The organism is Rhodoplanes elegans (assembly GCF_016653355.1).
Classification (GTDB): Bacteria; Pseudomonadota; Alphaproteobacteria; order Rhizobiales; family Xanthobacteraceae; genus Rhodoplanes; species Rhodoplanes elegans.
The window spans coordinates 1-20,193 of the sequence record NZ_NHSK01000154.1 but is presented as its reverse complement, the minus strand read 5'-3'; the positions used below and the strand labels follow the sequence as shown (position 1 = coordinate 20,193).

General features: G+C 62.5%; 14 protein-coding genes and 2 pseudogenes. 12 read left to right on the top strand and 4 right to left on the bottom strand.

What is annotated here, in order from left to right; translation table 11 throughout:
* Positions 1 to 56 precede the first annotated feature (56 nt).
* Entirely contained in the window at positions 57 to 1,370 is a 1,314-nt protein-coding gene (locus CCR97_RS19245; protein WP_111355100.1) for an undecaprenyl-phosphate glucose phosphotransferase, read from the bottom strand.
* A 515-nt stretch (positions 1,371 to 1,885) separates the two neighbouring features.
* Between CCR97_RS19245 and CCR97_RS19240 the strand changes: the two genes are divergently transcribed.
* The 3 genes from CCR97_RS19240 to CCR97_RS19230 all read left to right on the top strand — a co-directional run bounded on the left by CCR97_RS19240 (position 1,886) and on the right by CCR97_RS19230 (position 5,848).
* Positions 1,886 to 2,371 (top strand): hypothetical protein, encoded by a 486-nt coding sequence (locus tag CCR97_RS19240; protein ID WP_146618600.1) that lies wholly within the window; start codon positions 1,886 to 1,888, stop codon positions 2,369 to 2,371.
* Positions 2,372 to 3,008: 637 nt separating this feature from the next.
* Complete coding sequence (locus CCR97_RS19235; RefSeq protein ID WP_111355079.1) at positions 3,009 to 5,285, top strand: flagellin N-terminal helical domain-containing protein; 2,277 nt, start codon at positions 3,009 to 3,011, stop codon at positions 5,283 to 5,285.
* A 167-nt stretch (positions 5,286 to 5,452) separates the two neighbouring features.
* The gene (locus CCR97_RS19230; RefSeq protein WP_111355078.1) at positions 5,453 to 5,848 is read left to right on the top strand and encodes a flagellar biosynthesis repressor FlbT; all 396 of its coding nucleotides are present in this window, start codon (positions 5,453 to 5,455) and stop codon (positions 5,846 to 5,848) included.
* A gap of 365 nt (positions 5,849 to 6,213) precedes the next feature.
* On the opposite strand, the gene CCR97_RS19225 is transcribed toward CCR97_RS19230, so the two are convergent.
* Positions 6,214 to 6,972: a hypothetical protein gene (locus tag CCR97_RS19225; RefSeq protein WP_146618599.1), complete on the bottom strand. Its 759-nt coding sequence runs from the start codon at positions 6,970 to 6,972 to the stop codon at positions 6,214 to 6,216.
* A gap of 740 nt (positions 6,973 to 7,712) precedes the next feature.
* On the opposite strand from CCR97_RS19225, the gene CCR97_RS19220 reads away from it, so the two are divergent.
* The 8 genes from CCR97_RS19220 (at position 7,713) to CCR97_RS19185 (ending at position 16,955) form a co-directional block, all read left to right on the top strand.
* Positions 7,713 to 8,828, top strand: a complete 1,116-nt coding sequence (locus CCR97_RS19220; protein ID WP_111355076.1) for a polysaccharide biosynthesis/export family protein — start codon at positions 7,713 to 7,715, stop codon at positions 8,826 to 8,828.
* Positions 8,829 to 8,889: 61 nt separating this feature from the next.
* Entirely contained in the window at positions 8,890 to 10,320 is a 1,431-nt protein-coding gene (locus CCR97_RS19215; protein ID WP_111355075.1) for an O-antigen ligase family protein, read from the top strand.
* A 275-nt stretch (positions 10,321 to 10,595) separates the two neighbouring features.
* Positions 10,596 to 11,195 carry a hypothetical protein gene (locus CCR97_RS19210; RefSeq protein WP_170145646.1) on the top strand — a complete coding sequence of 200 codons (600 nt, stop codon included), beginning with the start codon at positions 10,596 to 10,598 and terminating at the stop codon, positions 11,193 to 11,195.
* Between the two features lie 93 nt (positions 11,196 to 11,288).
* Positions 11,289 to 13,601 carry a polysaccharide biosynthesis tyrosine autokinase gene (locus tag CCR97_RS19205; RefSeq protein WP_170145645.1) on the top strand — a complete coding sequence of 771 codons (2,313 nt, stop codon included), beginning with the start codon at positions 11,289 to 11,291 and terminating at the stop codon, positions 13,599 to 13,601.
* Between the two features lie 5 nt (positions 13,602 to 13,606).
* Positions 13,607 to 14,371: a hypothetical protein gene (locus CCR97_RS19200; protein WP_111355074.1), complete on the top strand. Its 765-nt coding sequence runs from the start codon at positions 13,607 to 13,609 to the stop codon at positions 14,369 to 14,371.
* A complete protein-coding gene (locus CCR97_RS19195) occupies positions 14,359 to 14,817 on the top strand; it encodes a hypothetical protein (RefSeq protein WP_146618598.1) in 459 nt (152 codons plus the stop codon). Before CCR97_RS19200 ends, CCR97_RS19195 begins: the two co-directional genes overlap by 13 nt.
* Before the next feature lie 721 nt (positions 14,818 to 15,538).
* Complete coding sequence (locus CCR97_RS19190) at positions 15,539 to 15,751, top strand: hypothetical protein (RefSeq protein ID WP_146618597.1); 213 nt, start codon at positions 15,539 to 15,541, stop codon at positions 15,749 to 15,751.
* Between the two features lie 22 nt (positions 15,752 to 15,773).
* Positions 15,774 to 16,955 carry a DUF1972 domain-containing protein gene (locus CCR97_RS19185; RefSeq protein WP_111355072.1) on the top strand — a complete coding sequence of 394 codons (1,182 nt, stop codon included), beginning with the start codon at positions 15,774 to 15,776 and terminating at the stop codon, positions 16,953 to 16,955.
* Positions 16,956 to 17,062: 107 nt separating this feature from the next.
* On the opposite strand, the pseudogene CCR97_RS19180 reads toward CCR97_RS19185, so the two are convergent.
* A pseudogene (locus CCR97_RS19180) lies at positions 17,063 to 18,164 on the bottom strand (ISAs1 family transposase).
* 446 nt (positions 18,165 to 18,610) lie between these two features.
* Here CCR97_RS19180 and CCR97_RS19175 point away from each other — a divergent pair.
* Entirely contained in the window at positions 18,611 to 19,591 is a 981-nt protein-coding gene (locus CCR97_RS19175) for a UDP-glucuronic acid decarboxylase family protein (RefSeq protein WP_111355098.1), read from the top strand.
* A 291-nt stretch (positions 19,592 to 19,882) separates the two neighbouring features.
* On the opposite strand, the pseudogene CCR97_RS19170 reads toward CCR97_RS19175, so the two are convergent.
* Positions 19,883 to 19,990 (bottom strand): annotated as a pseudogene (locus tag CCR97_RS19170) (transposase); the annotation flags it as partial.
* Positions 19,991 to 20,193 lie beyond the last annotated feature (203 nt).

Here is a 20,193-nt window from a genome sequence, read left to right as displayed (position 1 = left end):
GGACGAGGACGGGGCGGAGACTTGGATGAGGAAGACTTGGACGAAGAAGACTTGTATCAGTACGCGTTTCGGTGGCGAAGCAATTCGAAGGCAGTCTTGATCATGATCCGCAGATCGAGCGCGATCGTCCAGTTGTTGATGTACCAGATGTCGAGGGACACACGTTTTTCCATCAGCGATACGTGCGGGGTTTCGCCGCGATATCCGTTCACTTGTGCCCACCCGGTGATCCCGGGCTTCACGTGATGCCGGTAGGCGTACTTGCCGATGATCTTGCTGTACTCGTCGTCGTGGGCAATCGCATGCGGGCGCGGCCCGACGATCGACATGTCGCCGCGCAACACATTGAAGAGCTGCGGCAATTCATCGATGCTGGTGCGTCGCAGGAAGCGGCCCACGCGGGTGACGCGGGGATCGTGCCGTGTCGCCTGGGTGACGAGCGGCCCGTTTTCCAGCACGGTCATGCTGCGGAACTTGAAGATCAGAAACTCGCGCTCGTTGAAGCCGTTGCGCCGTTGGCGGAAAATGACGGGTCCGGGCGAGTCGATCTTCACGGCGAGCGCCGCGAGCAGCATGAGCGGGGCGAGCACGACGAGTGCGAATGACGCGACGGCGATGTCGAGAAGGCGCTTCATGCCGCGCTCGACCTTCGACAGCGGCCCGCGCTGAAGATCGACCAGCAGGCACTGCCGGGTTCCGAGCGTTTGCCGACGCAGGACCGTCCGGACGGCGCGGTCGGGGATGAGCCGGACCGGCAACGGCGATACCCGGAACCGTTCCGAGACGAACTCGATCTGCGCCAGGTTGGTCCAGGGAAGGACGAAAAGCACCTCTTCGATCGAGGTCGCGCGCGAACGCTCGATCGCCTGTGCGACGGCGGCTCGCTGGACGGGCGATACGACGCTGCGATTGACCAGGATCGGCAATGCGACGCGGTCGACCTCCTCGGCTCCGAAGGTGACGAGGAGATCGCGGGTGCCGAGATGGGCGAGCTCGTCCGCGGTCCCGACGAGCAGGGCGCGTCGGCCGAGGATGGTGCCGCGGACGAGGGCGAGGCGCAGGCTGCGCTTTGCCAGTCGCCGCCATGCGACGAGTGCCACGGCCCCGACCATGGCGGCGCCGACGACCCCACCGCGGGAGACCTGGGCGCCGATCTTGAACAGGAACAGGACGACGACGAAAGCGAGCACGGCGAGCGACCAGCTGGTCAAGACCCGCACATAATCCCGGTGACGCTGCAGCAGGTTCGTCAGTCGGTAGATGTCGAAATGATAGCCCGCGAGCGCGTAGGTGACGCAGGCGACGAGACCGAGGCCGGCATAGGCGTCCATGTCACCGACCTGGCCGTTCGCGACCAGATGATAGGACATGCCGCCGAGGAGGCTCGACACGACGATCAGGGTCGCGTCCGTAAGTGCGATGAGCGGCTCGATGACGGCGTAGGGCAGGCCGCCGCGTGGGCGCTGAATGTCGCCGGCGGCCGAGCCATTCGCATCGACGTTGGTATCAAGGACGCTCGACACGTGTCGCGATCCGCAATGTGATCGATATCGGTATCGTCACTGCTAACATATCGATGCTAATTAACCAACAGTTAAGAACGAGGTCGAGGCGTTATGGTTACCGGACGAGAGCCGCGTGGTGTCTCGGCAACATCCCGGTACAGCAACGTCGAGATCGCGTGGTTCGCGCAGCGGGTTCCAAATCGATGGGAGTGGCACGCGTGGTCGGACGAGACAGTGAAACGACTGACGAGAAGCCCCGGTCGTGCCCGGATCGACCAGTCCGAATGTGCACAAGTCTAAGACTTTGGTGCCGGCTAGTCCCCGCCGTGACATACGGCGTCGTTCGGGCGGGCGGTCAGGAGCGTCCGCCGTCGCGCCGAATGGCGGCCCTGTCTCCGTCCGCCGACCGGCCCTCCGGACGTCGTGCGCCGCGCGAGGCCCGCGCGATGGGCAGTGTCGGTCGCTTGGCGGCCGGTATCGTCGTCCTGACGGTGGTGGGCTTTGCATCCGGTTCCGCGACGGGCGGAGACGCGACGAACCCGACGACGCCGGTTGCGGCTCACCCGGCAATCTATCCGGTGGTCTTGCGGACCCGGTACGAGGCGGTCGACCAGAAGGCCGGCGGGCACTTCATCATCTGGCTGGAGCGGGAAAAGGCGCATCACGGGCTCGATCCGCGGCTCTACCCGGCCGTTCGGTACGTCGATGTGACCCATGTCACACCGTCGCCCGGCTCGCCGATCATCAGCCTCATCGAGGTGATGCCGGTGAACTCGACGACGCCTGAGGTCTACCACCTCGCGGGCATCGCCCGATTCAAAGTAACCGGCATGCGGATCGTCTCGTCGACCGTGCCGCACCCGTAATCCGGACCCGCGGAGTCGCGTCTGTACACGTCATGACGCTGATGTGCGGGTCGGCTGGCGCCTGTGGGTCGAGATGCGTCTGCGCCGGTCGACCCGATTCCGGCGGGTCGTCTGCGGTCGCCCGTGGTCGGCCAAACTGGCGCCCGAGGCTCGGTGCGCTCGTCACCCCACGCCGCCCCGAGCCGCCTCGAACGCGATGCCCCAGGAGGCGACCCGTTCACGGGCTCTGGCACCAGCCTGCGCGGACCGATCTCGAAAGCGATGTGGCGGGAGGCACCGAGCAATCGTCACGCGGTCATCCGCGCAGGCGTGCAGGAAGCCAGACGGGAAACGGCCGAGAGCAGGAGGAGGTCATGCGATCACTCCGTCGGGCCGATTTACCGATCGAGAATCTTACGTCACAAAACGATACTTCATATCGTTTCTGATAGTAAAAAAATTGCAAACTAACGAAAAAAGCCGAGTTGGAACACAGGGGTGAAGCCGCGTCGCTCCGCCAAAAGGCGCTGTTTCTCAGCGGTTCTCTGCTCGCGGCCGACCTGCCGCTTAACGAATGATTCTTGAGTGTGGTGCGATCGATAACATGATCATACGTGATCGTGTCGCAACATATCTTCACCCAGGATAGGTGGATAACATGTCTTCCGGTATCACGCTTTCGGCCGGCGTCCGTCAGAACCTGCTCTCTCTCCAGGCGACCGCGGACATGATGGCGACGACCCAGAATCGTCTCGCCACCGGCAAGAAGGTCAACTCGGCTCTCGACAATCCGTCGAACTTCTTCACCTCGCAGTCGCTCAGCGACCGGGCGGGCGACCTCAACTCGCTCCTCGACTCGATCGGCCAGGCGGTGAAGACGCTCGACGCGGCCAACAACGGCATCACCTCGCTGACCAAGCTCGTGCAGTCCGCGAAGTCGATCGCCCAGCAGGCCCGCTCGGCGACGGCTCCGGCCGCCACCTATGACGCGCTCTCCGCCACCGGCACGCTGCCCGCCGAGACGTTAGGCACCCATACGGCCGGCGGCGACCTGTCTCCCAAGGCGATCAGCCTCTCGTTCAGCAACCTGGCCGAGACGGTCACTCCCGTGTATTCCGGGTCGGCGGCGTTGGCCAATGACGCGGCCGTGGCGGCGGCGACGACCGCGGGTCCCGGTACGGTTCAGCTCAACGTCACGAAGGACGGCGCGACCACGACGTTCAACGTTTCAGTGACGGCCGCAATCACCACGCGGGCAGGCCTTCTGGCCGCGTTCAACAGCGCCAGCGACGGCAGCGGCCACACCCTGTCGGGCCAAGGCCTGACTGCCTCCTGGAACGCCAGCGATCAGCTCACCTTCACGGCTGCCTCCGCTGACACCAGTTATTCGATCAGCGCCAGCGGGGCCGGTTCGACGGCGGCCACCATGACGCAACTCGGCCTCGCCGGGGGAAATCACCAGTCGACCAGCCTGCTCGACCAGATCGTCGCCAGCGGTGGCAGCGCCGGCTCGTCCAGCCTGGTGCTGAGCGTCACCGGCCAGACCGACAAGACCGTCACATTCGGCTACTCTGGCAGCCAAGTGTCGACGATCGCCGAACTGCAGACTTGGCTGAATTCGAACCGCGGCGCCGCGACGGCCTCGATCTCCGGCACCACGTTCTCGATGAGCCTGGGTGCGGCCTCCGGCAATGCGATCGGTTTCAATGCCAGCGATGTCGGCGTCACCAAGGGGCTGGGCCTCGATTCGGCGGTCGCAAACTACAATGCGGGCGCTCGCGGTGGCATGGGTTCCAATCTATCGAAATCGTTCAACAGCGATCTGACCCTCGGCGAGATCGACACGACCCTCGCCAACGGCACCAGCCTCGCCATCACAGTTGATGCCAACGACGGGAGCGGCTCGCAGACGCAGACGGTCGGCCTCGCCGGGACCGACAACCTGACCGCGGTCGTCAACAAGCTGAAGGCCAACTCGGTGCTCGCTTCCAACCTGGATATCTCCAACCAGGCTGGCAAGCTCAAGATCGCTGCGAAGACCGCCGACGTCGACTTCTCGATCGCCGCCGGCTCAAGCACCACCGCCCTCAACCTGACGTCCGGCTCCTACAACTCGACGAGCCTGATGGATCAGATCATCTCCGGCGGCGGTGCCCTCGGCGACACCATGACGGTCGCCGTCAACGGCGGCGCGGCCCAGACGGTCACGTTCGGCAAGGGCTCCGACCAGGTCTCCACCGTCGCCGAGTTCACCAAGGCGATCGGCAACCTGTCCGGCGTTACTTCGAGCGTCACCGGCTCGGCGTTCTCGATCGGCGTGGCGTCCGGCACCAGCCAGACCAGCCTGACGATCGGCGGCTCGACCAACACGCTCGCGAAGCTCGGCACCTCGGCCCAGACCAAGACGGGCACCAAGCACGATGGTGACCCGAACACGACCCGGTCGAGCCTGCAGAAGGACTACAACGACGTCCTCGACCAGATCGATGCGCTGTCCAAGGATGCGTCCTACAACGGCATCAATCTCCTCAACGGCGACGACCTCAAGGTGGCGTTCAACGAGAAGAACACCTCCTCGCTGACCATCAAGGGCGTCACCCTGAACGCCTCCAACCTCGGCCTGAACAAGCAGAACGGCACGACGTTCCAGGACAACACGAAGATCGACGCGACCATATCGGTGATCAACGATGCCCTGACGTCGCTCCGCACCCAGGCGTCGAAGTTCGGTTCCAACCTGACGACCGTCCAGACCCGTCAGGACTTCACCAAGAGCATGATCAACACCCTGCAGACGGGTGCCGACAACCTGGTGCTGGCCGACTCGAACGAGGAAGGCGCCAACATGCTGGCGCTGCAGACCCGGCAGCAGCTCTCCACCACGGCCCTCTCGCTCGCCAACCAGGCGAACCAGGCCGTGCTGCGACTCTTCTGAGTCTCTTCGGTCTACGGACAACACGGGCGGCGGGGCATCGGCCCCGCCGTTCGTCGCAAGAGCATGATTGTAACATTATAGACGGCGAAATGTAACGTTAACAAACATGATGTAAATCATGCAGTGTGATTGCTGTTCGGAGCTAGCTCGTCGGTCGGGAGGCCGAAATGCCGCTGACGCTTGAGGTTCGGCCGAGAGAGAAGATCATTCTTGGGCGGTATGTGCTCGCAAGTGCAGAGCGGACCAAGCTCACATTTTTTTCTGATGATGTCATTATTCTGCGTGAAAAAGACTTGATGAGCCTCGACGAGGCAGTGACCGAAGTTGGGCACCTCTACTACGATATACAAATCGAGTACATCGGTGGGGGCAGTTCGGCTTCAGGGGAACTGCTTCAAGAGATCACGTCGCTGGAATCGATGTTGCCCCAGGCAAGATCGGACCTAATGCTGATTGCCGAGTACGTTCGTTCGGGGTTATGGTACAAAGCGTTGAAGGTTGCGCGTCGTTTGATCGAACAGGATCGTGAAGCGTCTCGTGTGAAGCGTCTCGTCTGTGAGTGATATGATACTCAGGCACCCGGGGGCGACGTTGTTCGAGGCGACCCATAGGAAGGACGACCAGGAGACATACGCGGTTCTCCCGGGTCGACGAAAGGGCCATCTGACCGTGCTGGATTGCCCGTCGGTCGAACGACGGGATGACGCTCGTCGAGCGCGTGATCTCGAACGCGAGAACGCTCTGCTGGAACGCGCCATAGCGGACGCCCAGATCGACATCGCGCGGTTGCGAGAGAGGCTCCGAACCCGCGAAGCTCGCTGAACACGCGGCGCGGCTCTACGTCTTTCCGGTGGGCGAGACGTGACGAGATCCGGCCGGAGCGCAGAGTGGTTGTTCGGAAACGGGAACCTGCCGACCAGTTGAGTTTCTATCGGGTGCTACAGGCCGTGGTCAGGGCGTTTACGGCCGCGCCGAGCCCGTCGACAGGGATAACTCCTTTGATCATTTGCGTCTCGGACGCAGCGATCTCGACCGTCAGGGCGGATGCGGTAGGCCAGACCGCCTTGGCGTCGCGGGCAGCGTTCGCAGAGAGGAGAATGGCCGATCCGGGGGGCGTCACCCGGGCCTCGTATGTGTTGCTGCCGGCCGGCGTGCGGATCGTCACGGCCGGGGTGGCGCGCGGGGGCAGGGGGGGGATCACCACTGTGAGCACCTCGATGTCTCCTGAACCGCAGCGGAGCATGAGGCCGACGAGCTCCGGGTCGGAGCCGGTGAGATCGGCCGGGCGCATGATCGAGATCGCATCCTTGCCGCCGGTCGGGTCGGGCGTCCGCACGAGCCGCCATGCACCGATCGCCTCGGACCGCGTCGGACCGCGCGACTGACCGCCCGGTTGCGATGACAGCCCGGATCGTCCCGCATCACCCGCGGCACTCGGTGCCGCGGATCTTTCCGGGGCCGGCGCGCGACCGGGCTCCGACGGCGTCGCGGGGGAATCGGATCGCGGCAGCGGGGCGGGTTGCTGCTCGTCGTAGCATTTGAGCCGTGCCACGGGATCCGGCAGCGATCGGCAATCGTCCCGACCGACGGTCTGGGCGAGCGCGGGCGCCACGAACGAAGCCCAGCCGATCAGGATCAGAACTGAGGCCACGACGACCGAAGCCGACGTCGCAATGAAAGCGGCCATAACGATTCGACGGGGGTCCATATTCCGCACCTGATCGCCACTCGGTCCGCTACGATGCGCCGCCGAGCGATATGCCATTGCGGGGGCGCCGGCGGAAGTTTTCCCCGCAGGCCACACGGGTAAACGCTCGATGCGGTTTGCCATTTGGAGGTGGAAGGCCGAAGGCCGGAGCGCACGAGAAAGAGCATCGTGCCTCTCTCCGGGCGAATTCGGAGCAACAATCATTGGACACGACGATCGTCATCAGCAGGAAGAACACTCGAGCATCTCGTGAGCAATCGCGGGGAAGCTGACGCGGGTTTTGGTGCACGCCCAGAGTGATCGTCTGGATCTCGAAGTATTAGCCCACGAGCGTGATCCAGAGAAGCAGCCGGCCGCCGCGACAGCGCCGATCCTATCGAGAGGATGGCCCCGTGTGATCGGAGATTGCTCATCGTATGGGCGCCGTAATCCATACAACATAACGGCAGTGACCATTCGCAATGCATTCGTTACTTGTGTTCCGACATCATTCGTGTGTGGCGCGAGTGCAACAGCGCGCCTCTATCTATGCCTCGGCACCTGCATGTACGGATGGTTGCTGTTGTGGCGGGTTGCGGGCGGGGTTATCGAATTCATGGGGGCCAAATAACGAGTCTGTGATGTTACTGGGGCGGGGGGCGATGCGGAGATCATCTCTGGTAGCGGGTGCCGGTTGCATCCTGGCCATGGTCGGTCTCGGCGGATGCGGGTTCATCCCCATGTCCGGCCCGTCCAGCCTGGAAATCCGGACCGAGCACAGCCCGACGCTGCCCTATGCGGTCGTGCGGCTCGATGCCCGCGCCGTTCAGGTTCTCGAATCCTACGAGCCCAACGTGCTCGGCGGTGTGTTCACGGATCGGCGGCAGCCGACTGGAATTAAGTTCGGGATCGGCGACGTGGTCAACGTCACGATCTTCGAAGCGGCGGCCGGCGGCTTGTTCATCCCGATCGAGGCGGGTGTCCGGCCCGGCAATTTCGTCAACCTGCCGGCCCAGACTGTCGACAACGACGGCAACATCAGCGTTCCTTATGCCGGCACGATCCGCGCCGCGGGCCGGACGAATGTCCAGGTCCAGGCCGAGATCGTCGAGAAGATCAAGAATCGTGCGATCGAGCCGCAGGTCGTGGTGTCGCTCGGCGAGCAGCGGACCTCGCTGGTCAGCGTCGTCGGGGATGTCCGGACCCCGACCCGCTATCCGATGCCCGCAACCGGGGCGCAGGACCGCATCACCGACGCGTTGACGCGCGCCGGCGGCATCAGCGGCCAGGGTTGGGAAACCTGGGTGATGCTCGAGCGCGACGGCAAGCGCGCGACCGTGCCGTTCGCCAACCTCGTCTACATGCCGGCCAACAACATCTATGTGCAGCCCGGTGACCGGATCTACGTCTACCGCGAGCCGATGAAGTTCCTCGCGTTCGGCGCGACGGGGCAGCAGGGCGAGTTCAATTTCGACGCTTGGAAGATCAACCTCGCCCAGGCGGTCGCCAAGGCGGGAGGTCTGTTCGATCTGCAGGCCGATCCGGGCTCGATCTTCCTCTACCGTCGCGAGCCGCGCGAGGTCGCCGAGAAGCTCGGCGTCGATTGCACGAAGTTCACCTCCGGCCTGATCCCGATCGTCTTTACGGTGAGCTTCCAGGATCCGGCCGGCTACTTCCACGCCACCAAGGTCGCGATGCGGCCGTTCGATATCATCTACGTGGCGAACGCCATCCAGGTCGATACGACGAAGTTCCTCAACTTCATCGACAAGGCGGTCGGCACTGCGGACAACGGTGTGAACCTGATCAACGACATCTATATCGCCCGCTACAACAGCCGGCTTCACGGACGATAGGCTGACCCACCGCAGCGGTACGGACCGGAGCGAGCCTCGCTCCGGTCCGGGAGCTGGTGGCATGATCTCTCCCAGACTTCATCTCATCGCCAACCGTATTGCGTTCTGGGTTCTCGCGGTCGCGATCGCCGGGGCGCCACTCCCCTATGGGTCGCGCGACCCCGCCGTGGTCGCGTTTTGGTGCGGGCTTCTCGGGATCGGACTGATCGCCGCTCCGCTCCGAAACTTGCGTATCATCCATGCTTTGGTGCTTGGCGGCATCGGTGCGGTCGTCGCTGGTTACGCCATCGTTCTCCACGAACAGCTTTCGCCGACGCCTTGGATCGCCACGTTTCATCCGGTGTGGGCCGAGGCCGAAAAGCTGCTGAACCATCCGGTTCAGCCGTCGGTCTCCGTGGTCCGCAACGAGCCGTTCTTCGCCCTCGGCGCCCCCCTCGCGAACATTCTGGTTCTCGTGCTCGGGCTCCTCGTCGGGATCGATCGAGCCGATGCGCGGCGACTGTTGCAGATCGCCGCCTGGGCAGGGGTCGTCTATGCGATCTACGGCCTCTATGGGCTGATCTTCGATCCCCATACAATTCTGGGGCGCGAGAAGACGGCCTATATCGGGAACCTCACCGGGACGTTCATCAATCGGAACACGGCCGCGACGTATTTCGGGTCGGTGTCGATCCTCTGGTTCCTCTTTCTTCTGGAGGAGGTCCGAAAGCGCCTTCCGACGGGGCCGATCCCCTCGGCGGAGCTGCTCCACCAGGTCACGGAGGACCGCGATCATCAGCGCACCCTCCTGGTGCCGTTCTCGATGCTGTTCCTGTGCCTCGTCGCGACCTTCCTGACCGTGTCGCGGGCCGGATCGACGCTCACGGTCCTGCTTCTCGCCGTCACCTTCGTCATCTTCTTCCGCCGCCGCCTGGAAGGGCGCAGTACCAAGGTTATCGCGGTAGCCGCGAGCGCCGCCGTGGCTCTCGTCGTGCTGCAGCTCCTCGGGGGAAGCGTCGGCAGCCGGTTCGAGGTGCACGGGCTGTCGGATGCCGGCCGGATCGCCACGTGGCAGTCCACACTGCGGATCATCGCCGACAATCCGTGGTTCGGGACCGGGCTCGGGACCTTCGCCTGGGCCTATCCGGCCTATCGCAGCGCCGACGTCTCGATGTGGGGCGTCTGGGCGATGGCGCACAGCACGCCCCTCGAGCTCGCCTCGGAAGTCGGCGTTCCGCTCGCGTCGCTCGTCGGGCTCGCCTGGCTCGGCGCGCTGTCGCTCCTCCTGTGGGGGGCGCTTCACCGGCGACGCGACAGGATCATCCCGCTCGCCGGCTTCGGCGTGGCCTTGCTCGCGCTTCTGCACTCCACCATCGACTTTTCCCTGCAGATTTCCGGATACGCGATCGTCGCGTTCGGGATCGTCGGGATCGGTCTCGGGCAGGCCATGCGGGATCCGAACGGGGGCCACAGGGCTCAGGGTAAGGGCAGCGGAGCCGAAGCCGGCCGGTAGGGTTAATGCGAGATCGCGTGCGCGCGACCGGGTTCCGGCGGATCGTTCAAGCGATCGAAGGTCACCCTGCGAGACCGACGGAACGAGGCGATAACATAATGACGCGAAGCGCTTGCCATGTCGTTCGCCCCGGTCGCGTCGTTCGGCGCGCGACCGCGGCTGCCTGTTCCGTGATGGTTTCGCCTATGCTAACGTTGCATCAAATGTCGCCCGGATCATGCGCAAGGGACCGTACGATGAGTAATGGGTCGATTGTTCGTTGGATCGCAGCGATAATGTTCGTCGCACTGTCGACACATGCTCATGCCGCATGTTACGGCTCCGGGCGAGGGCTATCGTCCGACGCCGTCGCCAATTTTTTGGCGAATCCCGGGACGTTGCTGACGGACCATCCCGACGGCGGGGCCCGCTTGATCTCTCAAGCGCGCGATCTCGTCGCGAGCGACCCGAACACCTTGTCGGCCGTGGTTGCTCTCCTCGGCAGTGCCAATCGCGACCAGCAGCGCGCCATCGGTTCGGGCCTCGGACAGGCGTATCGAATTTGCCTGACGCCCGACCAGGCCTTCGCGACCCAGATCCAGCAGGCGATCGCGGCGTCGGCGAGTGACCTCGCCAAGGATTCTTATGCGCTCGTCAATCCCGACGTGCCGATCGGGGCTGCGGGCGGTGGCGGCGGGGGAGGCGGCGGCGGTGCAGGCGGCACTGGCGGCGGTGGACCGACGACGACGACCCCGACGACAGGGGTTGGAACCGTGGGATTCGCGCTCGGAACGACACCGGCTGCCAACACCACGGGAAACACCTTGACCGGGGGGAGGGCAGGCGGAGCGAGCGGGTTATCGGCGCCGAACGTCAATGTCAGCCCCGTTCAGTGACCCGCCGATACGACCCGCGCGCTTTCGTCCATTGCTCTGGCCGGGACCCGTGGTCGACTGCGGATCTGACGCCTGACCGTCTCGGCACCTCGAATGAACATCATGCGTCCCGTTGAGAGTTATACCGAACGCGACGTCGAGCCCGTGGAGGCGTCTCCGCGCGAACTCGCGATATCGGTGTTGAAAGGGGCGCGCCGGCAGCTCCCGGTCATCCTGACCGTGCTGGCCGTGACCGTGGTCCTCGGGCTGACCTATCTGCTCACCACGCCAGCGCGCTACACGGCGACGGCCACGATGGTGATCGACACCCGCAAGGTGCAGCTCTTCCAGCAGCAATCGGTGCTGGGTGACATCACGGTCGACGCCGGCACGGTCGAGACCCAGGTCGAGATCCTGAAATCCGAGAACATCAGCCTGTCGGTGATCAAGGACCAGCGGTTGACCGAGGACCCGGAGTTCGTGGGGGCCGGTGGCGGTCTCGTCGGGACGGTGATCGGGACGATCACGGACCTGTTTCAAGGTGCGGCAGCCCCGCCGTCGGAGTTCGATCTGATGCGCGCCGCGCTGGGGCGTTTCGAGAAGGAGCGGACGGTCAAGCGCGTCGGCCTCACCTATGTGATGGAGGTCAAGTTCCGCTCGCTCAGCCCGGACAAGGCCGCGACCATCGCCAATGGGATCGTCGACGCCTACATCGTCGACCAGCTCGAGGCCAAGTATCAGGCGACGCGGCGGGCGAGCGTCTGGCTGCAGGAGCGCATTCGCGAGCTGAGGACGCAAGCCTCTGCGGCCGAGAAGGCCGTCATCGACTACAAGGAGAAGAACAATATCGTCGACACGGGCGGGCGATTGATCGGCGAGCAGCAGCTCGCCGAGGTCAACAGCCAGCTGATCATGGCACGCGCGTCCGTGGCAGAAGCCAAGGCCCGGCTCGATCGCATCAACGACATTCTGCGGGAGGAAATCCCGAACGAGTCGGTCGCCGACGCGCTGAAGAACGACACGATCATCAAGCTGCGCGGCCAATATGTCGATCTCGCGGCGAGGGAAGCGAACTGGTCGGAGAAGTACGGCCGCAACCATCTCGCCGCCGTCAATCTGCGCAACCAGATGGAGCAGATCCGCAAAGGCATCACGTCCGAGCTTCAACGGATTCAGCAGGCGTATCAGAGCGACTACGACATCGCACGGGCCCGCGAAGAGAGCATCAAGAACAGCCTGGCGAACGTCGTCTCCGAGAACCAGCTCACGAACCAAGCCCAGATCCAGCTTCGCGAGCTCGAGAGCAATGCCCAGACCTACCGGGCCATGTACGACAATTTCCTGCAGCGCTACATGGAGTCGGTGCAGCAGCAGTCGTTTCCGATCACCGAGGCCCGGTTGATCAGCCCGGCGTCGCGTCCGCTGAACAAGAGCGATCCGAAAACCTTGCTTATTCTTGCCGTGGCGCTCGCGGGCGGCTTGGTCCTCGGCGGCGGGGTCGCCTATTTGCGCGAGATGGGGGACAACGTCTTCCGAACGAGCAGTCAGATCGAGCAAGTTCTGCAGGTGAACTGCCTCGCCGTCGTGCCGCTCGTCCAGGACGGCACCACCAAGAAAGCAAAGCCGACGCTTCTCCCGCCGCAGCTATCGCTCGGCGGCGTTGGTCTCGACACCAAAAACGATTCCGCAGTGAAGGCCGAAGCGAGACCGAAGCTCTCCTACGTGGTCGAGCAACCCTTCTCACGCTTTGCCGAGGCGATACGGGGCGTCAAGGTGGCCGTCGACCTTCATGCGATGATCAAGACCACAAAGGTGATCGGCGTCACGTCGACCATGCCGGCCGAGGGCAAGTCCACGGTGGCGTCGAACTTCGCCCAGCTGATCGCGCATGCAGGGGCACGGGTGCTGCTCATCGATGCGGACCTGCGGAACCCGTCGCTGTCACGCGCCATGGCGCCTGCTGCGGAACATGGGCTTCTCGATGCGGTCGCCGAACGCAAGCCGCTCGCCGATCTGGTGATCACCGACCAAATCACCAAGCTGAGCTTCCTGCCGTCGGGCGTGACCGCGAAGCTTCTGCATACCAACGAGATCCTCGCCTCGCCTGCGATGCGGAAGGTGATCGATGCCGCCTGCAGCGCCTACGACTACGTGGTCGTGGACCTTCCCCCGGTCGCGCCTGTGGTCGATGTCCGATCGACGATCGGTATCATCGATTCCTACGTCTATGTGGTGGAATGGGGGAAGACCAAGATTGACGTCGTCGAGCACCACCTGTCGGGGGCACGGGCGATCTACGACCGGTTGCTCGGCGTGGTCCTCAACAAGGCCGACGTCTCGGCTCTCAGCCGCTACGAGTATCATCAGGGCAAGTATTATTATCAGAAGCACTATGCCCGTTACGGCTACGCCGAGCATCACGAGTGAGAGGCATGGTCCCGCGAGCCGACCTTTCGCGCATGTCGATGCGGATAGCCCTCGCGGCGGTCGGCCTCGGCGCGATCGTGTGGGCCGGCGTCGTGCTCGCCGCGCCGACGACCCGTGGGCTCGATCGGGTCGCGGACCGGATCGTCGTCGGAGACGCGTTTAAGCCGGATGACCTGCGTCGGATCGCCGTGGATCTCGAGGAGGCCAACCGCACGCCGCAGACCCGCGCCAGCGCACTTCGCAATGCCGTGATCGTTGCCGTGCGACAGGCCGAGGAGGCCATCGCGGAAGGCCGGCGGACAGAGATCGACGAGAGGCTCGAGGCGCTCGGGCCGATGCTGGATCGCGCTCTCCTGGCGGCGCCCGGGGATGGGTTCTTGTGGCTCGTCCGATTCTGGCACGGGAACTTTCGCAACGGCTTCGACACGCGGAGCCTCGATCTGCTCGCCGCCTCGTATCGGGCGGCGCCGCGCGAGGGATGGATCGCGGTGCGTCGCACGTCGGTCGCCCTCGCAGCCTTCTCGCGAATGGAAGAGCCCCTGCGCGGGGCCGTCGTCGACGAGTTCGTCGGGCTGGTGAACTCGCATTTGGGTCCGATGGCGGACGTGTTCGTGACCTCCGGCTGGCCGGCGCGCGACACGCTTCTGCCGGCGCTCGCTGCGGCGAGCGAGGTCAGCCGGCGAAATTTTGCGCGTGCCGTTTACGGGCGTGGTTTTGACGTCGTCGTGCCCGGCATTCCCCGCGCGGATGCTCGCCCTTGGAGCCGATGATCATGCGGTCATTCCGAGAGAAAGGACGCGGCAGATCCTGGAAACGGCGCACCGCCTCGCTGGTCGGTGGGGCCGCCTTGATCATGCTCGGGATCGGACCATCGGCTGTGCCGAACGACGCACGGGCACAGTCCGCCTCGAGCAGCCGCCTGACGCTGCAGTCCGGCAGCTATGCCGGCAAGGCCCAGGTCAGCAAGGACGCCTTCGGCAAGCCCTGTGCCGATGTCGAGGCGGCCTCGAAGGCGCGGATGAGCAACCCCAACATCTTCGATCACATGATCAGCGTCGAAAATCGCTGCCTGAAGCCGCTGAAGCTGCGGTTCTGCTACTTCGGCAGCGACCGCTGCACGGATGTCGACCTGCCCGGGCTCAAGCGCAAGGACCTGGTGCTCGGGGTGTATCCCGGTCTGAAGACCTTCCGTTACAGCTGGACGGAGGTCCGATGATGACCCGGTCGGTCGGCATCGTCATTCTATTACCGGCGCCCGATATCGATTGAGTGTGTTATTTGCGCGTGCCGGATGGCACGATGATTGCTATTTTGTCACTATCGTTCGCTACTGTATCATATCGGCTCCGGGTCGTTTCACCCGGAGTGCGGTAGCGTAGCGGAGACGCGTCGGATGATGCCGCGCTGGCAGATCGTCAGGGCAGGGTAGGGCGCCGGGCCGGCCGGATTGGTGACGAGGCCGGCACCCGCACGCCACGTCCGATGAGCGGCGTTATCGAACGGTGTACGTAATCAGAAGCGGGCTGACTTCCAATTAACCGACCTAAATTGGGCATCTTCTATGTAAAGCGGTTTTAGAGAGGTTGAAATGCTTCTTTGTCCGACTTGCACATGGATCCAGGGAGCGAATCCGATCAGGCTGCATCGCACCCCTCAGCGGTGAGAAATGGGGCGTTCTGTAGGGTGCAGGTGCGGACGAGGCCGCCCTTCGCGGGACCCAGAGGCCGTCGCCGGTTCGCCTGCAGCCTTGCTGAAACCTCGAAGGCGTACGAGATGGCGTTCCGCGGCTTCATGGCGGCGTTCGGGGTATCTCTAGCGAAGCCTCCGGATGGATGTGAGGTCGTCGCCATCGACGGCAAGGCCCTGCGGGTGCCTACGTGGCCGGTAAGGCCCATTCCCCAAGATGCTAGTTTCAGCGTTTTGCGGCCGAGATTCGAATGACGCTGTCGCTGGCCGCGAAGATAGGGGGCAAGGCCTCCGCTGCCCTTGAGTTGCTCGGTCTGATGGACCTCGCCGGCCGGATCGTCATGGCCGATGCGCTGCAATCGCAGTTCCAAACTCCGGCAATACCTAAGTGCTTAAAAACAGGAACCTCACAGGAGCGACTTATTATTAAAGCTGCCTGTGTTGATCTGCACCCAGTCGCGTGACAAAGTTGGAGCTGTAACAGGTATGCTTAAAGGAAACTCCATAAATATCCTAGGCACGCGCGGTATTCCAGCTGCACACGGAGGTTTTGAAAGCTTTATTGAGCGATTTGCCCTATACATGAAAGATTCTGGTTGGAATGTCGTAGTCTATTGTCAAGGCGAGGAAGGCTTACTCAAAAGCAAGTGTCGAACTGATGAGTGGCATGGAATAACACGAGTACACATATCAACGCGCTCCCGAAACGCCCTCGCGACAATGGAATTCGACCTGCGATGTGTGCTTGATGTATTGAATCGTCCCGGTGTCGACCTTGTCCTCGGGTACAACACTGCTCTCTTTAACATACTCGAGCGCGTGTTTGGACGAACGGTTCTCATGAACATGGACGGTATCGAGTGGAAACGCGGCAAGTGGGGCCGCGCTGCTAAGCTCTGGTTTTGGCTAAATGAATGGATGGGTGCCCATTTTTGCTCGATTCCGATTGCCGACCACCCGGAGATCGCAACGCATCTCGCCTCTCGCGGTTGCCGAAGGTCCGTGGTAATACCCTATGGCGCCGACGAAATCAGCGACGCCGCACCCACCGCTCTGGCGCAATATGGACTAGAACCTAAAAGATATTTCATATCGATTGCGCGAATTGAATCCGAAAACTCTATTATTGAGATAATTAGAAGCTTTATCGCAGCGCGCCTCGATTGCTCCTTGGTCATCCTAGGGAATATCAATCCGCAAACAAGCTCCTATCACGCGAAGGTATTGGAAGCGGCGGGTGAGCATCCTTCGATTCGTTTTCTCGGGGCGATCTATAAGCGGGAAGTTGTCGCAGCGCTTCGTCACCACAGCTTAGCCTATGTGCACGGCCATCAGGTGGGCGGTACAAACCCGTCACTGGTGGAATCTTTGGGGGCGGGATGCGCCGTAATCGCTCATGACAACTGCTTTAATCGATGGACGGCGGGCGAAGATCATCTTTATTTTCGTGATGAGAATGAGTGTGCCGCGTCCATGCGAATAATCTATGAGAATCCGCAGCTGAGAGCCAAGTTAATCGAGAGTAGCCGTTGCCGTCATAGAGAGAAATTCACTTTCGAGCGTATTCACTCTGCCTACCGTGCTTTGGCGGAAAAGGTCGTGGCAAAAGATGCGCGAGCCCCCATATCTATCGTTACTGAATCGAACCGTGAATTCGATTTTCTTTAATCCGCTATGCGTGTAATACAGTTGGCGACCCTTCGCCGTCATCATCACGCGCTTCACTATCTATGCTCATGACGGCTCGATCGCGGGGGCGAGATGTTTTCGCAGGGCTATCGCGTTTGGAGGAGACGCTTAAGGAGGAAATCGTCGTTCCAACCGGCCTGCCTGACCTTTCCGGCGAGGGGGCCCTTGGTCTGATCCGCGCGGGCCACGTTGAGCGCGAGACGTCGGAGCACGGCGAGATTTTTCGGAGCGTGATCGCGACGGTTTCGAGCTGCATACTCCGCGACGACCACGTCGAGCTCCCATTGGAGCGCGTTCTCGATCGGCCAATGCGCTCGCATGACGCGCAGCAGCTCCGCCGGTGAGACGGCACGGGACAATGCGAAACGCCGGACCTCGCGCGCAGTCTTGCCGGCGAGGCGGCGGATGCGTTCGATGCGGCCGAAGGCCTTCAAGCCTCGAAACCCGTGGTAGTCGCCGAGATCGCCGGCGCCGACACCGGCGGCGCGCCGGGTCTCGGTGGGAGCGTGCCCTCGCGCGGTCGTCTCGGCGGTGGGATGGGTCTTCTTCGTCGTCAGGAAGCACGCGTCGGCATCGCTGCGGAGCGACTCCTGGTTCCCCTTCAGGGCGAGCCAGTAATCGCCGCCGCGGGCGACCACGCCGTCGGCCATGCGACGATGGCAGTGCAGTGCACCGGCCGTGACGATCTTGCCGGCGAAGTCCACCAGGCCGAGCAGCTCCAGGGCAGGGGCGACCTCGTTGTCGTCCTTTGCGGCCTGCACTACAGCGTCATTCTCATCTCGGCCGCGAACGCCGAAACCATTAACTTCGGGGCATGCGCCTTGCGGGCCTTGTAGACCCGCCGCAGGGCTTTGCCGTCTGTCGCGACGACCTCGGGCGCACCCGGAGGCTTCGCCAGAGAGGCCCCGAACGTCACCATGAAGGCGCGGAACGCCGCCTCGATGCCTTCGGGCACAGCATCCGAAACACGGTCGAGAACGTGTCGTGCCACGGGATGCCGTGGGCGAGGCCGAGCACCTTTTCGAAGTGGGTCGAATTTGCCCGGCCGAAATCGGCCATCTCGACGCAGCTCTTCGCGCCACACAGCACGGCCACGAAGGCCATGAACAGGATCTCGACGAGTTCGTGCCGTGCGTCGCTGGCCCGCGGGTCCGGAACTTGCGCGAACCACGTGATGAATAGCTCCACGGCGATCTCCCTGACAGCTCGGGAGGTCCTCCAGGAATTCAAACTCGCTGAATCGCGCGACGTTGCACAAATTGGCGACGGTCGATTCATCGATCGATCCGATAACTCTCGGCAGCAGCCGGAATTCCTGTGTCATTGGCGAGGCGTTTTACTGTCTATACTCAAGTAACCCGTTGATTGCGTTTTGCTTCATCGCTTGCCAAAAAGGGATCTGATCACGCCAGTGGGTTACATTAAAATCGCGCTCACCCTCGGCGAGTACGCGTCTTCCGGGTTAGATAAGCCGATTATGGGTTTGGTAAAGCGTGAGCGTCGAAGGTCGGCGACTTTGGCGACTTGAGGTGAGCGTAGACGCGCAACCCGCTCGCTTTCAGAGTCGCTAGCGATTGTTTATTGGTTGGGGACCCTCGCGGCAATCTTACTTCCAAAGGACTAGCCAAATGTACATGAGTATGAAGAGAATCCTGGTAACCGGAGGGGCCGGGTTTATCGGATCTCATCTTTGTGAACGTTTGATCGAGATGGGCCACGAAGTCTTGTGCGTCGATAATTTCTTTACAGGAGCACGCCAAAATGTTGAGAAACTCCTCGACAACAAGCGCTTCGAATTGCTACGTCATGATGTTACCATTCCGCTTTCTATTGAAGTCGATGAGATATACAATCTCGCGTGTCCCGCGTCGCCGATCCATTACCAATTCGACCCAGTGCAGACCACGAAGACGAGCGTTCTTGGTGCGATCAACATGCTTGATCTCGCCAACCGCCTGAAGGCAAAAATCTTGCAATCATCGACCTCCGAGGTATATGGAGACCCGACCGTACATCCGCAGCCAGAGGACTACCGAGGCAATGTCAGCATAACCGGGCCGCGCGCATGCTATGATGAAGGCAAACGTTGCGCCGAAACGCTTTTTTTCGACTACTCGCGTCAACACCGTGTTCGCACAAAGGTAGTACGCATTTTTAACACTTACGGTCCGCGAATGCACCCGCAGGATGGTCGAGTTGTTTCGACCTTTATCGTCCAGGCGTTGAAGAACGACGACATCACCATGTTCGGCGACGGGCAGCAGACCCGCTCCTTTTGCTTTGTCGACGACTTGATCGAGGGCTTAGTGCGCATGATGCACACTCCGGACAACATTCTTGGTCCGCTCAACCTAGGCAACCCGAACGAATTTTCGATGCGCCAGCTAGCCGATCTCGTTATCGAAATGACCGGATCGAAGTCGAAGATCATATCGCGGCCGCTGCCCACCGACGACCCGAAACAGCGGAGGCCGGATATCCAATTGGCTAACGAATTGCTCGACTGGAGTCCCACGATTCAGCTTAAAGAGGGGCTTGCACTAACGATCGCCTATTTCGATCGATTGCTGCGGTCCGACGCGGCGCGGTTTGGCGCGGGGGCCAGCCTCCGTTAGTTCCGCGAGCGAGCTGAGCGATGGCGGATCGCGGGCTGCCAGCGAAAGCTGGACAGATCGTCCGTCTCTTGACCAGTGCGGACGTCACCCTGCGGACCTACCGTCATGTCCTCCGAGCGCGCGTTGCGCGTCCCTGCGCCGTCTTCCGAAAAGTCACCAACGGCTTCCGATCGGAGTGGGGTGCACACCTCTACGCCGACGTTCGATCCGTGCTTGAAACCGCTCACGGCAGCGTAATCGGAGCCCTCGACGGGAGAGACCATGGCGGCGCGCCACATCCGACACGACCGCGCCCGGAGCAAACGATTCCGCCACGATCCGAGCCTTAACCTCGCCGCTCCAGCGACGGCGACGGTCCTGCCCATGTACCTCCGCAGCTCCGACTACAGCCTCGACCATCGATGTGACCCGCTCTGTGCAAAACAGCTCCCATGTTGCAGGTCAGACCGCTGGTCACAATGTGGGATCGGACGACCGCTCTGATGTCCATTGTCAACGAGCAGGGCGCAAATATTCTTTGCTCTGAAGAGCGGCCGGAAGTGATGAACGCGCACAGGTGGAGGCGGGATCTGAAGGACGTCGGTGATCAAGCTCTGATGCGC

What these genes read in the sequence shown, in the direction of transcription:
- CCR97_RS19245 (WP_111355100.1), bottom strand. Translation starts at nt 1,370, where the DNA reads ATGTCCTATCATCTGGTCGCGAACGGCCAGGTCGGTGACATGGACGCC.
- CCR97_RS19240 (WP_146618600.1), top strand. Translation starts at nt 1,886, where the DNA reads ATGGCGGCCCTGTCTCCGTCCGCCGACCGGCCCTCCGGACGTCGTGCG.
- CCR97_RS19235 (WP_111355079.1), top strand. Translation starts at nt 3,009, where the DNA reads ATGTCTTCCGGTATCACGCTTTCGGCCGGCGTCCGTCAGAACCTGCTC.
- CCR97_RS19230 (WP_111355078.1), top strand. Translation starts at nt 5,453, where the DNA reads ATGCCGCTGACGCTTGAGGTTCGGCCGAGAGAGAAGATCATTCTTGGG.
- CCR97_RS19225 (WP_146618599.1), bottom strand. Translation starts at nt 6,972, where the DNA reads ATGGCCGCTTTCATTGCGACGTCGGCTTCGGTCGTCGTGGCCTCAGTT.
- CCR97_RS19220 (WP_111355076.1), top strand. Translation starts at nt 7,713, where the DNA reads ATGTCCGGCCCGTCCAGCCTGGAAATCCGGACCGAGCACAGCCCGACG.
- CCR97_RS19215 (WP_111355075.1), top strand. Translation starts at nt 8,890, where the DNA reads ATGATCTCTCCCAGACTTCATCTCATCGCCAACCGTATTGCGTTCTGG.
- CCR97_RS19210 (WP_170145646.1), top strand. Translation starts at nt 10,596, where the DNA reads ATGTTCGTCGCACTGTCGACACATGCTCATGCCGCATGTTACGGCTCC.
- CCR97_RS19205 (WP_170145645.1), top strand. Translation starts at nt 11,289, where the DNA reads ATGAACATCATGCGTCCCGTTGAGAGTTATACCGAACGCGACGTCGAG.
- CCR97_RS19200 (WP_111355074.1), top strand. Translation starts at nt 13,607, where the DNA reads ATGGTCCCGCGAGCCGACCTTTCGCGCATGTCGATGCGGATAGCCCTC.
- CCR97_RS19190 (WP_146618597.1), top strand. Translation starts at nt 15,539, where the DNA reads ATGACGCTGTCGCTGGCCGCGAAGATAGGGGGCAAGGCCTCCGCTGCC.
- CCR97_RS19185 (WP_111355072.1), top strand. Translation starts at nt 15,774, where the DNA reads ATGCTTAAAGGAAACTCCATAAATATCCTAGGCACGCGCGGTATTCCA.
- CCR97_RS19175 (WP_111355098.1), top strand. Translation starts at nt 18,611, where the DNA reads ATGAGTATGAAGAGAATCCTGGTAACCGGAGGGGCCGGGTTTATCGGA.